Annotated in this window: 13 protein-coding genes and 1 tRNA gene; 9 read left to right on the top strand and 5 right to left on the bottom strand. The window is 64.6% G+C overall.

Annotation, left to right across the window (positions count from 1 at the left end):
* Positions 1 to 103: 103 nt before the first annotated feature.
* A tRNA-Gly gene (locus IC535_RS16215) sits at positions 104 to 177 on the top strand.
* A 281-nt stretch (positions 178 to 458) separates the two neighbouring features.
* Here IC535_RS16215 and IC535_RS16210 read toward each other — a convergent pair.
* On the bottom strand, positions 459 to 659 hold the full coding sequence (locus IC535_RS16210; RefSeq protein ID WP_228887412.1) for a hypothetical protein: 201 nt from the start codon (positions 657 to 659) through the stop codon (positions 459 to 461).
* A gap of 283 nt (positions 660 to 942) precedes the next feature.
* A complete protein-coding gene (locus IC535_RS16205) occupies positions 943 to 2148 on the bottom strand; it encodes an acyltransferase family protein (protein ID WP_228887411.1) in 1206 nt (401 codons plus the stop codon).
* A 398-nt stretch (positions 2149 to 2546) separates the two neighbouring features.
* Here IC535_RS16205 and IC535_RS16200 point away from each other — a divergent pair, with 398 nt between their 5' ends.
* The 5 genes from IC535_RS16200 to IC535_RS16180 all read left to right on the top strand — a co-directional run bounded on the left by IC535_RS16200 (position 2547) and on the right by IC535_RS16180 (position 6949).
* Entirely contained in the window at positions 2547 to 3092 is a 546-nt protein-coding gene (locus tag IC535_RS16200) for a DUF4879 domain-containing protein (protein WP_228887410.1), read from the top strand.
* 241 nt (positions 3093 to 3333) lie between these two features.
* Positions 3334 to 4227: a 30S ribosomal protein S6--L-glutamate ligase gene (gene rimK / locus IC535_RS16195; RefSeq protein ID WP_228887409.1), complete on the top strand. Its 894-nt coding sequence runs from the start codon at positions 3334 to 3336 to the stop codon at positions 4225 to 4227.
* 235 nt (positions 4228 to 4462) lie between these two features.
* Positions 4463 to 4933 (top strand): hypothetical protein, encoded by a 471-nt coding sequence (locus IC535_RS16190; protein ID WP_267473083.1) that lies wholly within the window; start codon positions 4463 to 4465, stop codon positions 4931 to 4933.
* Between the two features lie 8 nt (positions 4934 to 4941).
* Complete coding sequence (locus IC535_RS16185; protein WP_228887408.1) at positions 4942 to 5619, top strand: response regulator transcription factor; 678 nt, start codon at positions 4942 to 4944, stop codon at positions 5617 to 5619.
* Positions 5582 to 6949 (top strand): sensor histidine kinase, encoded by a 1368-nt coding sequence (locus tag IC535_RS16180; RefSeq protein WP_228887407.1) that lies wholly within the window; start codon positions 5582 to 5584, stop codon positions 6947 to 6949. The genes IC535_RS16185 and IC535_RS16180 overlap by 38 nt, the downstream gene beginning before the upstream one ends.
* 86 nt (positions 6950 to 7035) lie before the next feature.
* Here IC535_RS16180 and coaE read toward each other — a convergent pair whose 3' ends face one another.
* The 3 genes from coaE to IC535_RS16165 are packed head-to-tail and all read right to left on the bottom strand — an operon-like array spanning position 7036 to position 9790.
* Positions 7036 to 7650 carry a dephospho-CoA kinase gene (gene coaE / locus IC535_RS16175; RefSeq protein ID WP_228887406.1) on the bottom strand — a complete coding sequence of 205 codons (615 nt, stop codon included), beginning with the start codon at positions 7648 to 7650 and terminating at the stop codon, positions 7036 to 7038.
* Between the two features lie 10 nt (positions 7651 to 7660).
* Positions 7661 to 8524 (bottom strand): prepilin peptidase, encoded by an 864-nt coding sequence (locus IC535_RS16170; RefSeq protein ID WP_228887405.1) that lies wholly within the window; start codon positions 8522 to 8524, stop codon positions 7661 to 7663.
* Positions 8525 to 8530: 6 nt separating this feature from the next.
* On the bottom strand, positions 8531 to 9790 hold the full coding sequence (locus IC535_RS16165; protein ID WP_228887404.1) for a type II secretion system F family protein: 1260 nt from the start codon (positions 9788 to 9790) through the stop codon (positions 8531 to 8533).
* A gap of 358 nt (positions 9791 to 10148) precedes the next feature.
* On the opposite strand from IC535_RS16165, the gene IC535_RS16160 reads away from it, so the two are divergent.
* The 3 genes from IC535_RS16160 to IC535_RS16150 all read left to right on the top strand — a co-directional run bounded on the left by IC535_RS16160 (position 10149) and on the right by IC535_RS16150 (position 12985).
* Positions 10149 to 10562 (top strand): pilin, encoded by a 414-nt coding sequence (locus IC535_RS16160; RefSeq protein WP_228887403.1) that lies wholly within the window; start codon positions 10149 to 10151, stop codon positions 10560 to 10562.
* Between the two features lie 79 nt (positions 10563 to 10641).
* Positions 10642 to 11058: a pilin gene (locus IC535_RS16155; protein WP_306433109.1), complete on the top strand. Its 417-nt coding sequence runs from the start codon at positions 10642 to 10644 to the stop codon at positions 11056 to 11058.
* A 19-nt stretch (positions 11059 to 11077) separates the two neighbouring features.
* On the top strand, positions 11078 to 12985 hold the full coding sequence (locus tag IC535_RS16150) for a hypothetical protein (RefSeq protein ID WP_228887401.1): 1908 nt from the start codon (positions 11078 to 11080) through the stop codon (positions 12983 to 12985).
* The last annotated feature ends 24 nt before the right edge of the window (positions 12986 to 13009 follow it).

The following is a 13009-nucleotide window of genomic DNA, read 5'->3' as shown; positions in this document are numbered from 1 at the left end:
CCCGGGGCGCCGCGCACGGCAGGCGAAAGCCTGATGCAACGGGCGGCCAGGTGCCGCCCGTTGCCTTTTGACCGCCGCGCCGCATAAACTTGCCCGGCACCATGCGGGTGTAGCTCAATGGTAGAGCTGTAGCTTCCCAAGCTACTGACGAGGGTTCGATTCCCTTCACCCGCTCCATATCCCATAGCGGTTTCAGGGAAGTGGCCCGCTCCGCAATATCCGTACGGCTCCGCAATGCCGCTTCACTGCATGAGGTCAGCGGATATGGGTGGGCGACGCCAACCAAGTCAAGGTCAAGATCAGCGCGGACCAACAACCTGTTCCGTTGCTTGGTCGTGCGCGCCAAGCCCGGGAAGAATGAGGGCGATTGGGCCATCAAGGCGTTCTGACGAACGAAGTAGCGAAGTTTCAAGGCTGGCGGCGGGAACTCGCCGCCAGCCGACCCTGGTGTCCAGGAGTTACTGGCAGAAGTCCAGATAGCACTCGTCGCGCAGTTGCACGCATACCGGAACGCTGTGCCCTTCGGCGATGCACGCGGTATACACCCGGTTACACTCAACCCGACCGGCGTTGCAGTAGATCGGGTCGGCACTGGCGATAGAACCAAGTGCCAAGGTGGAAATCAACGCTGCAATAGAAAGCCGAATCGTCCTTTTCATGCTTGTCTCCGCTGTTGTCAGCCCGGATGGGCAGCACGAGCTTATGAGAAACCGTTACGTCGATATGTGACACAAGTCTCGTAGCCCTGATGGAAGTGCCCAACCAGCAGCACATCGGTATTGGAACGCTGGTCCACCCGCGGGCGGCCGGCGGCGCGCGAATGGCAGTTTCGTTCCAGACCGGCACTGCCCGTTGCCCCCCGTCCTGCTGTCCACCCACAGAGGGTGGGGCTTGGCAGGTCGCAAGCCCGCCTATCGCTTTCCTCCCCCGAACCTGTGCGCCTCATCCCGTACCGATGCGGTGGCGGGAAGGGCGAACGCCAGTGGCCGCCTTCAGCCCGAACAAGGGACGCAACCAGCGCACGCGGCGGATCAGGTATTCGTGCAGCAGCAGGCAGCCGGCCACCGTGGCGATCAGTACCAGCAGCGGTTCCCACACCGGGCCCAACTGCAGCGGTTTGAGCCAGAACAGCGCGGCGATCAACAGGCTCTGGTGCAGGATGTACCAGGGGAAGACCGCCTCGGTGCAGTACGGCAGCCAGTGGAAGGGGCGGTCCAGGTAGCGCCTGGCCCAGCCCAGCAGGGCCAGCAGCATGCCCCACACGTAGAGCATTTCGCAGAACTTCGACTGCAGCTCCCAGAACGGTTCGGGCCACGTGCGCAGGCGCGAGTCGGCAGGCAGCCATGCGCCCAGTGCTTCCAGCAGGAAATACCAGCTGACCGCCGCAAGCACGGCAACCAGGCTGGTCCAGCGCAGGCGCATCACGCGCTCCCAGAATGCCGGCTCGCGCCCGAGCAGGTAGCCGATCAGGAACACGGTGAGGTACTTGGCATGCTGGTACCGGTCGTTGACCAGCGTGTTGGTGGCCGGGTGGGTGGGAGCAAGCCAGGCCAGCCAGAGCAGCAGCACCGCTGCCGGCAGGCCGATCAGCACCCAGGCTGGTGCCCGGGCCAGGCGGCCGGTGGCCCTGCGCATCGGCGCGGCATCGAGCAGCGGCTTGGCCACGATCAGAAGCATGCTGTAGCACCACAGGTAGGCCAGATACCACAGGTGGTTCCAGGTGATGCCGAATTCCGCGCCAGCAAAGCTGCCCTGCGGCCATGGCTGCACCTGCCAGTAGCGCAGCAGGAACGACCAGAACCCCGGCCCGGCGTGCCCATTGCTGACCGCTTCGCAGTACGGTTGGATGGGAACCACCACGAACATGCCGAACAGCAGGGGCAGCAGCAACCGCCAACTGCGCATCAGCGCGAAGCGGCCGCGGCGCAGGCCTGGCCCGAGCAGGGCGATGGCAACGCCGGAGATCAGGAACAGCAGCGACATGCGCCAACCGTTGACCAGGCGCATCGGCCACTGCAGGCCGGCGGTGGTGTGCACGCTCTTGAGGTGGAACCCCCATCCGTCCACGTAGGCCATGCCCAGGTGGTAGAGGATGAGCAGGGCGAAGGCGAACACGCGCAGGGCGTCGATATCGTGTCGTCGGGTCATGCCGGCAGGTTGCGGTGAGGGCCGTGCAGCGTGCTTGCCACGCCTGCCGCTTGCCACGCGACAGGGCCAGCGTGCCGGGGAAAAGTGACCGGTGGTGGCTGTGGAGGGACCAATGGGGCGGCGCGTGGCATCGAGAGTGGTTGCCGCGCGGTTGAGGCTGGGCGATGCCGCATCGTTGCGGCGGCTGCTGCGCAGGCAACGGGATGCCACGCCAAGCCAGATGCGCGGCTGAATTGGAGACGTTCTTATGCATAGGCTTGTTTGATCCGGAATATCAATCAGGCCGCGCTGCAGAGGTTGACCCGGTCGCCAGAACCGGCGGCATCTTTCCCGCAGCATGGGTACGCAGCAATCGGCTGCTTCCAGGGAAGATGCAGATGAACATGGGAATGAAGGGGATGTTGTTGATGTTGGCCAGCCTGCCGTTGCCGGCGCTGGCCGCCGAACTGGCGCTGGCTGGCAGCGCGTTGCCGCCCCTGCAGGTGCCGACCGGCACGCGGATCAGTGGCGGGCATGACCCGGCCCTGGCCCCTGCGGTGCAGGGCAGTGCACGGGCGCCGGCCGCGCCGCTGTCGCGGGTGGTGGTGGTGGGAGTCGGTTCCAGCCAGGCCGGAGGCTGGGAGTACATGACCACGCCGGGCCAGCTGTCGACCGTGCAGGACCATGGCGGGGCGGAGTTGAGCGTGGTGATCATGGAGGTGGGCTACGGTGGCTCGCCCAGCGCCAGCATGAACGGTGCGCTGCTGCCACGGTCGGCCGAGTACAAGACCGAGCCGCTGTGCCTCAACGGCGGCGATTACACCCCCTGCAGCATCGGGCAGACCTATGCTGCCTGGCTCCGCTATTACCAGCTGGACGGGTCGCAGGAAGGCAACTTCCACTACCAGAACACCTCGATCAACGCGCCGTTCAACACCTTGAGCACGGACATCTACATCCGTTGAAGGGTCGCACCATCGCGCGGCGACGGCGTGCATCGTGCGGCCGTCGCCGCGTGCTGCGGCGTGCCGTTGTCCCGGCCGGGGCGCGCGGGGCCGATCCACCACCGGCTGACAGACGCTGCCGGGTCACCGCGCGCCCTATGACAACACCCGGGCCGCGGTTCGGGCCGGGCGGGCTCCCCGTCATCGCGGCGTACCCGCCGCAGGCTATGCTGCGCGCTTTCCCGCCCCTGCACGCACCGCGATGAAACTGGCCATCCTGTCCCGCAACAGCAAGCTGTACTCCACGCGCCGGCTGGTGGAGGCTGCGCGGTCGCGCGGGCATACCGTGCGCGTGCTGGATCCACTGCGCTGCTACATGCGCATCGCCGCCGATGGTTTCAGCATGCATTACAAGGGGCGGCCGATCACCGGGGTGGATGCGGTGATCCCGCGCATCGGCGCCTCGGTCACCCGTTACGGCACCGCGGTGCTGCGCCAGTTCGAAATGATGGGCGCACGCACCCCCAACCCCTCCGACGCCATCCTGCGTGCGCGCGACAAATTGCGCGCGCACCAGATCCTGGCGTCCAAGGGCATCGACATGCCGGTTACGGTGTTCGGCGACAACCCCGACGACACCGTGGACCTGTTGTCGATGCTGGGGCCGCCGCCGCATGTGGTGAAGCTCAACGAAGGTACCCAGGGCCGCGGGGTGATCCTGACCGAAAAGGCCAGCGCCTCGCGCGGCATCGTTGAGGCACTGCGCGGGCTGTATGCCAACTTCCTGATGCAGGAATTCATCGGCGAGGCCCAGGGCGCGGACCTGCGCTGCCTAGTGGTGGGCGACCAAGTGGTGGGGGCGATGCAGCGCCAGGCCCCCGACGGCGACTTCCGCTCCAACCTGCATGCCGGCGGCAGCGCCCGCGCGGCCAAGGCCAGCCGCGCCGAACAGCAGGTGGCGGTGCGCTCGGCCAAGGCGCTGGGCCTGAGCGTGGCCGGGGTCGACCTGATCCGCTCCAGCCGGGGCCCGCTGGTGCTGGAGGTCAACTCCACGCCCGGTCTGGAAGGGATCGAGGCCATCTGCCAAGCCGACCTGGCCGGGCGCATCATCGACCATGTGGCGTCAATGAAAAAACCTTCTATTTCAAAAACTTGAATATTAATGGGGAGGGCCACCCGCGGTTTTAACGAGGCTTTAATCGGGCCCGGCGTAGGCTTCGACGAACCGCAGCTCTGCCCTCCTCAGCAGGATCGGTAATCGGGAAACACACTTCAGGCCCAGGCGGCTTCCGCCTGGGCCTTTTTCTGGCCCTGCCATGGCTCACTTGCTGATGTGAAGGAGACAGCGATACAGTCGGCGTTCCATTGACACAGACTAAGGATTGGTTGCCATGAAGCGAGTGAAGCTGGTTGTTGCTGCGGGTGTTCTGCTGCTGTCGATGGGGACGGCCCACGCCGCGGCCAAGGGGGAAGTGTTCGTGCCGGGCAAGTCCTTGTCTGAACAGATCGCACGCATTGAAACCGAGTTGAACGACGGCGAGACCTACGCCGAGCTCAAGCTCGAACAGCGCAGCCAGGTCCGCGAAGCCTTGGGGCGTATGCGTGGCACCCTGGAACAGCACCCCAACCAAGCCACCCTTCCGGACGCTGCCAAGACCGAGCTGTACAACGACCAGCAGGTAGTGAACACGGTTTTGACACAGGCTCGCGAAGATAGCCGTCTAATATGCCGTCGTGAGAAGGCCATCGGATCCAACATGGCCACTACCCAATGCATGACCGTTGCCCAGCGCCAGCGTATGAAAGACAAAGCGCAGAAGGACATGGGCGCAGCGCAGCGCGTCGGCAAATTTGCCAACTAGAGGTCACAGTGCGAATTCTTGTAATTGAAGACAACAGCGACATCGCCGCCAACCTGGGCGACTACCTCGAAGACCGCGGGCATACCGTGGACTTCGCCGCCGACGGCGTGACCGGCCTGCACCTGGCGGTGGTGCACGAGTTCGACGCGATCGTGCTGGACCTCAACCTGCCCGGCATGGACGGCATTGAAGTCTGCCGCAAGCTGCGCAATGAAGCGCGCAAGCAGACCCCGGTGCTGATGTTGACCGCACGCGATTCGCTGGACAACAAGCTGGCCGGTTTCGATTCCGGCGCCGACGACTACCTGATCAAGCCGTTCGCGCTGCAGGAAGTGGAAGTGCGCCTGAACGCGCTGTCGCGCCGCGGCAAGGGCGTGCAGACCCGGGTGCTGGAAACCGGCGACCTGGAGTACAACCTGGATACGCTGGAAGTCCGCCGCCAGGGCAAGCTGCTGCAGCTCAACCCGACCGCGCTGAAGATCCTGCAGGCACTGATGGAAGCCGCCCCGGCGGTGGTTACCCGGCAGGAGCTGGAAACCCGCGTATGGGGCGAGGAACTGCCCGATTCGGATTCGCTGCGCGTGCACATCCACGGCCTGCGTGCGGTAGTGGACAAGCCGTTCGAGATACCGTTGATTCAGACCCGCCATGGCATCGGATACCGCATCGCCGCGCCGGAAGCCTGATCCGGTGAGTGCCAAGGGGGAGCGCCGGCGCGGGCCTTACCGGCGCCGGTTGCGCAGCCGCATCATCGTGTCGTTCGTGCTGTTGGGCTTCTGCCTGACCACGCTGTTCGCGTTCGCGACCAACTGGGCACGCATGCGCGTGGAGAACCAGCTGGTCGAGGACGTGCTCAACCGCAACATCGACGAGTACGCGCACCGCTACGCGCTCGACCCCACCCGCAGTCCCGACCTGCCAGTGCAGCAGATGCGCGCACGCCTGGTGCGGCCGGACAAGTTCGAAGCGTTGCGCGAGGAAGAGCCGGACTGGTACGAGTTCGGCAACGGCAACCACAGCCTCAGTGGCGTGGATGAGCGTGGCCAGCCGTATTCCTACAAGCTGGCCGTGCGCAAGACGCCCGATGCCTGGTTCTTCCTGGCCTACGACACCACCGAAAGCATCCGTGGCGAGGCCCAGCTCAACCGCGCGCTGATTCTATCTGTCCTGGTGTTCAGCCTGCTGTCGCTGGTGCTGGGCTGGTGGTCGGCATCCAAGGTGATGAAGCCGGTCTCGGACCTGGCCGCACGCCTGCGCGCCTACCGCGGCGGCACCAGCGAGCCGGCGCCGCTGGCGCCGCGTTTCCCCGACGACGAGGTCGGCCAGCTGGCCCAGGCCCTGGACGACTATTCCTCGCGGTTGACCGAAGTGGTGCAGCGCGACCGCGAATTCAATGCCGACGTCAGCCACGAGCTGCGCACGCCGCTGGCGGTGATTCGTGGCGCCACCGAGCTGCTGCTGGCCCGTCCGGGCCTGGACGAAAAGGTGCTGCAGCGCCTGCAGCGCATCCAGCGCGCCGAGCAGCAGTGCACCGACCTGATCGGCTCGCTGCTGCTGCTGTCGCGCAACGAGCGCGGCCAGGGCAGCAGCAATGTGGCCCGGGTGGCCGAGCAGCTGCTCGATGCGCACCGCGCGCAGCTGGGCGGCAAGCCGCTGGAACTGGTGTTGGAAGGCGAGCGCGAGCTGGTCATCGACGCCCCCGAATCGGCCTTGTCGGTGGCGTTGGGTAACCTGATCGGCAATGCAGTCAAGTATTCGCAGGAAGGCTCGGTCCGGGTGGTGGTCACCGGCAACCGGGTCGATGTGATCGACAGCGGCCCGGGCCTGAGCGCCGAAGATGCGGCCAAGCTGTTCCAGCGCGGCTATCGCGGCACCCACGCCGGCCATTCGCAGGGCGGCGGGATCGGCCTGTCGATCGTCAGCCGCCTGTGCGATCTGTACGGCTGGCAGGTCAGCGTACGGCCCGGCACCGAACGTGGCGTGGTCGCGACGCTGACCTTCTCACCAGCCACGTAGCGCCGGGCTCTGCCCGGCTGCTGTTCGCGCGATTGGACGAAGGGCCTCTGTACGGCAGCCGGGCAGGGGCCGGCGCTATTGCGGGGTCAGCGCCTGGCGGCCAGTTCCCGGTAGCACCGGTCCAGCCGCTCCACATGCGCCTGCAGCTGTGCCGGGTCGCCGTCATTGACCACTACGTCATCGGCCAGTGCCAGCCGTGCCTCCCGGCTGGCCTGCGCGGCGATCATGCGCTCGGCCAGTTCGGCGGTGATGCCGTCGCGCTGCATCAGCCGTGCATGCTGTACCGCCACCGGCACATCCACCACCAGCACGCGGTCCAGCCACGGGTACTGCTGCCGGCCGCCGGCCTCGGCCAGCAGCGGAATCGCCGCGATCGCATACGGCCCGTCGGCCTGCTCGCAGGTCTGCCGCAGCAACTGGCGGATGGCCGGGTGGGTGATGGCTTCCAGTGCCTGGCGCTCCTGCGCCGAGGCGAAGATGCGCTGGCGCAGGGCGGCACGGTCGAGCTGGCCGTCGGCGAGCAGGATCCCCGGCCCGAACCGCGCCGCGATCCGGGCCAGGCCCTCGCTGCCGGGCGCGACCACGGCGCGCGCGGCGATGTCGGCATCGGCCACGGTGACGCCCAGGGCCTCGAAGCGGCGGCTCAGTTCGCTCTTGCCGGCGGCGATGCCGCCGGTCAGGCCGATAATGCAGTCGCTCACCGGCCGGCCCTCAGCGCAGCCCGGCAAAGCCCAGGTAGGCGTTGATCAGCTGCTCGCCCCACATGAACACGATCCAGCCGGCGATCGCCAGGTAGGGGCCGAACGGAATCGGAGTGGCGCGGTCGCGGCCGCGCGCATACAGCCAGGCCGAGCCGAGCAGGGCGCCGATGACCGAAGACAGCAGGATGATTGGCAGGATGCCCTTGAGCCCGCACCAGGCGCCCAATGCGGCCAGCAGCTTGAAATCGCCGTGGCCCATGCCTTCCTTGCCGGTGATCTGCTTGAACAGCCACCACACCGACCACAGCGACAGATAGCCGGCCAGCGCGCCCAGCAAGGCCGGCTTGGCCGGCATGTACAGGTTGTCGCTGGCCGCTATCAAGCCCAGCCACATCAGGGGCAGGGTCAACTGGTCGGGCAGCAACTGGGTGCGCAGGTCGATCCCGGACAGGGCAACCAGGAAGCAGCTCAGCACGATCGCGCCGAAGCCCTGCCAGCCAAAACCGAACTGCCACACGCCGGCCAGCACCAGCAGGGCGGTGACCAGCTCCACCAGCGGGTACTGGATCGAGATCGGCGCATGGCAATGCCGGCACTTGCCGCGCAGCGCCAACCAGCTGAACAGCGGGATGTTCTCGTACCAGGACAGCTTATGCTTGCAATGCGGGCAGTGCGAGGGCTCCACCACGATGCCTGGTGGTGGTGGCTCGTAGATGTCCGGCTCTTCCAGCACTTCGCGCGCGTCGCGCTTCCACTGCCAGTCCAGCCGCTTGGGCAGGCGCAGGATCACCACATTGAGGAAACTGCCCAGCAGCAGCCCCAGGCAGGCCGCGGCCGGGTAGCCGAGGCCGGGATGCTGGTCGAGAAATGCCATTGTCTGTTATCCAACCACCGAGGCGAGCTTGAAGATGGGCAGGTACATGCCGATCACCATGCCGCCGACGATGGTACCAATAACCACCATCACAATTGGTTCCAGCAGGCTCGCCAGCGCGTCCACGGCGTTGTTGACCTCCTGTTCGAAGTACTCGGCCACCTTGAACAGCATCGCGTCCAGGGCGCCGGCCTCTTCGCCGATGGCGGTCATCTGGATCACCATGTGCGGGAACAGGTTGGTCTGCTTCATGGCCATGTTGACCGGGTAACCGACCGACACGTCGTCGCGCATGCGCAGCACCGCTTCTTCATAGACCTTGTTGCCGGTGGCGCCGGCCACGATCCCCAGCGCCTCCACCAGGGGCACGCCGGCCTTGAAGGTGACTGCGGTGGTACGGGCGAAGCGGGCGATCGCGCTGTTGTGCATCAGCTGGCCGATCACCGGTGCCTTCAGGATCAGGCGGTCCATGGTGTGCTGCATCGACGGCGAGCGTTTGTAGGCATAGATGAACCCGGCCACGCTGCCGACAATTGCTATCAGGATAGGTAGCCACCAAGCCACCATGAATCGCGACAGGTTCACGATCATCTGGGTGAAGGCTGGCAGCTCGGCACCGAACCCCTTGAACACGTCCTCGAACTGCGGCACCACCCAGACCAGCAGGATGCTGCTGACCAGCATCGCCACCACGAACACCATGATCGGGTAGAACAAGGCCTTCTTGATCTTGCCCTTCAGCGCTTCGATGTTCTCTTTGTAGCTGGCCACCGTTTCCAGCACGGTCTCCAGTACGCCGGCGCCTTCGCCGGCCTTGACCAGGTTGCGGTACAGCTCGTCGAACTGCACCGGATGCCGGCTGATTGCCTCGTACAGCGACGAACCGCCCTCGATGTCCTGGCGGACGGTATCAACCATCTTCTTCATGCGCGGGTTTTTGTGCCCGCTGGCAATGATGTCCAGCGAGCCCACGATGGGCACGCCGGACTTCATCATGGTCGCCATCTGGCGACTGAAGAAGGCGATGTCCTTGGCGCTGATTTTGCTGCCGGCCGCGCCGAACAACGGCTTGGGCTTGGGCTTGACCACGCTCGGCGTAATGCCCTGGCGGCGCAGCTCGGCGCGCAGCAGGTTGACGTTCTTGGCGGGCTGTTCGCCCTTCATCTTCACACCCCGCTTGTCGGTCCCCTCCCAGACAAACGGTTGCAGCTCGGTTGTGCTGCGGTTCACCGGTTCTTTCTTGATTGCGCTACGGCTCACAGACATACAGGCTCCCCAGCCACGCCATCCCCAGGCGGGCTATCTGAGCGGCATGGTAGCCGGTTCCGGGGGGGTGTGGCATCCCTATGGGCGGTTGGACCGTGACCAGAGGCCCGGACCGCCCGGGTCAAAAGGTGACGCAACACGTCACATTGCATAGTTGGTCGCAGAATACCGTGAAGGGGGTTCCAATCCCGGGGATTGCTGCCATCATTGCGCCGGGGAATGCTGGGGAGCATTGTCGAAAAGTTGGCACGCAACCTGCTTTGATCCATCACGCACGGGCGCTCGCCTTGCTCAGCCGGTCCGCCGGCCAGGCCGCGACCCAGTGTTCACTTTCTACCTACCTCTAGGGGATGTACGCATGAAGAAGCAGCAGGGCTTTACCCTCATCGAACTGATGATCGTCGTGGCGATTATCGCCATCCTGGCCGCCATTGCGCTGCCGGCATACCAGAACTACGTTGCCAAGTCGCAGGTCACCGCCGGCCTGGCTGACATCCGTGGCGGCGTGACCGCGTTTGAAGAAGGCATCCAGTCCGGTACCAAGACTGGTGCTGCCAGTGTCGCTGACCTGGGTCTGGCTTCCAGCACCCCGCGTTGCGCCATTGCTCCGTCGGGCAACTGGGAAGCGGCTTCCGGGCAGAAGATCACCTGCACCCTGAAGGGCAACCCGAAGGTCGCTGGCAAGACCATTGAGCTGGAGCGCAACGGCTCGGGCGCTTGGAACTGCACCGCCGCGTCCGAACTGGCTGATTACAAGCCGGCTGGCTGCTAATCATCAGCGCCATGTTTGATTGAGGAAAGGGGGGCGGTTTCGCCCCCTTTTCTTTTGAAGTGCAACCGGACAGCATCCTATGGGGGGCGCCATGCGCGGGGAGCGTGGTTTTACGTTGATCGAATTGATGATCGTGGTCGCGGTCATCGCTATCCTGGCAGCTATCGCGCTACCGGCTTATCAGAATTACGTGGCCAAGTCGCAGTTGACGGCAGGCCTGGCCGAAGTGACCGGCGGCCGCACCATGTTCGAATCGCAGGTGCTGGCCAATAACGTCACCACCTTCAATCTGGCTGACATTGGGTTGCCGAGCAGTACCGCACGTTGCCGGTTGAGCATGTCGCCCACCGATGAGGGATACATCCGCTGCACACTGCGCGGCAGCCCGACCGTGGCCAACAAGACCATCGAGATCGCACGCAGCCGGTCAGGTGAATGGCGGTGCAAGGCCGATGCGTCGCTTGATGCAAAGCTGTTGCCGGCTGGCTGCAGCTGATCGTCTGTAGCCGAGGGAGATGGTGTTGTTGAACGGTAAGTACACGATGCGTCGTTGGCCGCACTGGGCAGGGCTAGCCCTACTTGTTCTCTTCGTGCTGGCCATTTATTGGCCAGGCCTAGCGGGTGCGTTCATCTTCGATGACTACAGCACGATCGTGGACAACACGCGGTTGCACGTGGATGTGCTGCGGCCGTCGTTGATCTGGCAGGCGGCAATCTCCTTCGATCCGGGGGGAACATTCGGGGCTCGTCCCTTGGCGATGGCTACCCTGGCGGTCAACCACGCTTTGGGTGGATTGGATCCCTGGGGCTATAAGCTCACCGGCTTGATCGTGCACCTGTGCAACACCTTGCTGGTGTGGGCGCTGGTCAACATCCTGCTCGGCGTGCGGACCACCACCGTGGTGGTGCAGGCCAGCGTGCGGCGGGTTGCTGTATTGGGGGTTGTGCTGCTCTGGGCAATTCATCCCATCCAGGTCTCCAGCGTTTTGTACGTGGTGCAGCGCATGGAGACACTTGCGGCCACCTTCATGCTGGCGGCATTGATCTGCTACGTGCGCGGGCGCTTGTGTCAAATCGGACTCGGTTCGGGTTGGCCATGGCTCCTGGCGGCGGTACTTCTGACCTTGATCGGTTTGCTATCAAAGGAGACAGCCGTACTGGTGCCGGTGTATGCGTTGGCAATCGAACTCACAGTGCTTCGGTTCGCTGCTTCCAATCCGTCGAGCGGGCGGCGCTGGCGCATGCTCTACGGACTTGGTGTGTTCGCCGCGCTCGTCGTTTTCGTCGTGGTCGTGGTGCCCCATTACTGGTCCAATCACTACATGGCGCGCAACTTCGGTACCTGGGAGCGGCTACTGACCCAGCTGCGGGTGCTGCCCATGTATCTGCTGCAAATACTTCTGCCCACGCCGGGCAATCTCACGTTCTATTACGATCACGTTCTGCCGTCGCGTGGATTGCTGCAGCCCATGTCCACGTTGCTGGGGGGCTTGCTGTTGCTGGGCCTGCTGGCGACTGCGGTCTGGACCCGCTGGCGGGCACCGCTGGTTGCGCTGGGAATCCTTTGGTTTTTCGTGTCGCACCTGCTCACCAGCAATGTGGTAGGGCTTGAGCTCGCCTTCGAACATAGAAACTACCTAGCCCTGCTGGGCGTGCTGCTCGTGGCCTGTGACCTCATTCTCCGCGCCCCGGTTGCGGCGCGCCAAGTGGTGTTGCCGGTCGCGGTCGTGGCCGTTCTGGTCGGATCCGCTGGATTGACCCTCATCCGATCCGCGACATGGGGTGACCCGCTGTTGCTGGCCACGGAATTGGTTGTCGAAAATCCGGGCTCGGCACGTGCCAGTGCGGATCTTGGGGCCATGTACTTTGGGATGTCCGACGGCTATGCGAACTCTCCATTCATCGACATGGCCATCGGCGAGTTCGAGCGTGGATCACGGCTTCCTGGCGCATCGATCATTAGCGATCAAGGGTTGATTCTGACGGCGGCCCAGAGTGGGCGCGAGGTGCCATCGATCTGGTGGGATCGGCTGGTGTCCAAGGTTCAGACCGGGACCTTGAGTCCGGAGACCACGGGTGCCTTGTTCTCATTGCTGGAAAATCGTTACAAGGACGTGGTACTGGACGATCAGCGGCTTGCCCAGGCGTTCCGCGCACTGTTCGAACGCACCGCACTTCCCCCTTACAGCTACGCTCAGGTGGGCGACTATGCAAAGGTGCACGCGCACGATGAGGTATTTGCCGATGAAATGTTCGTTCAAGCGATCAACAACAGCGTTGCCGATCCCCAATACGCGCGTAAGGTGATCGATACACTCGATCGCAAGGGGTGGCACCGTCAAGCCGAACTGGCGCGCGCAAGGGCCCTCGAACTGGGCCTGCTTGCCGATCGTGCCGGAGCAGCGTCGGTGGGAACGAAATAACCCTGCTCGTTGTCCCCCGACCGG

Source organism: Stenotrophomonas rhizophila, from assembly GCF_020857975.1.
Lineage (GTDB): Bacteria > Pseudomonadota > Gammaproteobacteria > Xanthomonadales > Xanthomonadaceae > Stenotrophomonas > Stenotrophomonas rhizophila_C.
The sequence above is the reverse complement of the archived record's forward strand: the minus strand, read 5'-3'. Positions and strand labels throughout refer to the sequence as shown.

Coding starts and splice junctions, on each gene's coding strand:
- IC535_RS16150 (WP_228887401.1), top strand. CDS start 11,078: ATGGTGTTGTTGAACGGTAAGTACACGATGCGTCGTTGGCCGCACTGG.
- IC535_RS16155 (WP_306433109.1), top strand. CDS start 10,642: ATGGGGGGCGCCATGCGCGGGGAGCGTGGTTTTACGTTGATCGAATTG.
- IC535_RS16165 (WP_228887404.1), bottom strand. CDS start 9,790: ATGTCTGTGAGCCGTAGCGCAATCAAGAAAGAACCGGTGAACCGCAGC.
- IC535_RS16170 (WP_228887405.1), bottom strand. CDS start 8,524: ATGGCATTTCTCGACCAGCATCCCGGCCTCGGCTACCCGGCCGCGGCC.
- IC535_RS16205 (WP_228887411.1), bottom strand. CDS start 2,148: ATGACCCGACGACACGATATCGACGCCCTGCGCGTGTTCGCCTTCGCC.
- IC535_RS16160 (WP_228887403.1), top strand. CDS start 10,149: ATGAAGAAGCAGCAGGGCTTTACCCTCATCGAACTGATGATCGTCGTG.
- IC535_RS16200 (WP_228887410.1), top strand. CDS start 2,547: ATGTTGTTGATGTTGGCCAGCCTGCCGTTGCCGGCGCTGGCCGCCGAA.
- IC535_RS16210 (WP_228887412.1), bottom strand. CDS start 659: ATGAAAAGGACGATTCGGCTTTCTATTGCAGCGTTGATTTCCACCTTG.
- IC535_RS16180 (WP_228887407.1), top strand. CDS start 5,582: ATGGCATCGGATACCGCATCGCCGCGCCGGAAGCCTGATCCGGTGAGT.
- IC535_RS16190 (WP_267473083.1), top strand. CDS start 4,463: ATGAAGCGAGTGAAGCTGGTTGTTGCTGCGGGTGTTCTGCTGCTGTCG.
- rimK (WP_228887409.1), top strand. CDS start 3,334: ATGAAACTGGCCATCCTGTCCCGCAACAGCAAGCTGTACTCCACGCGC.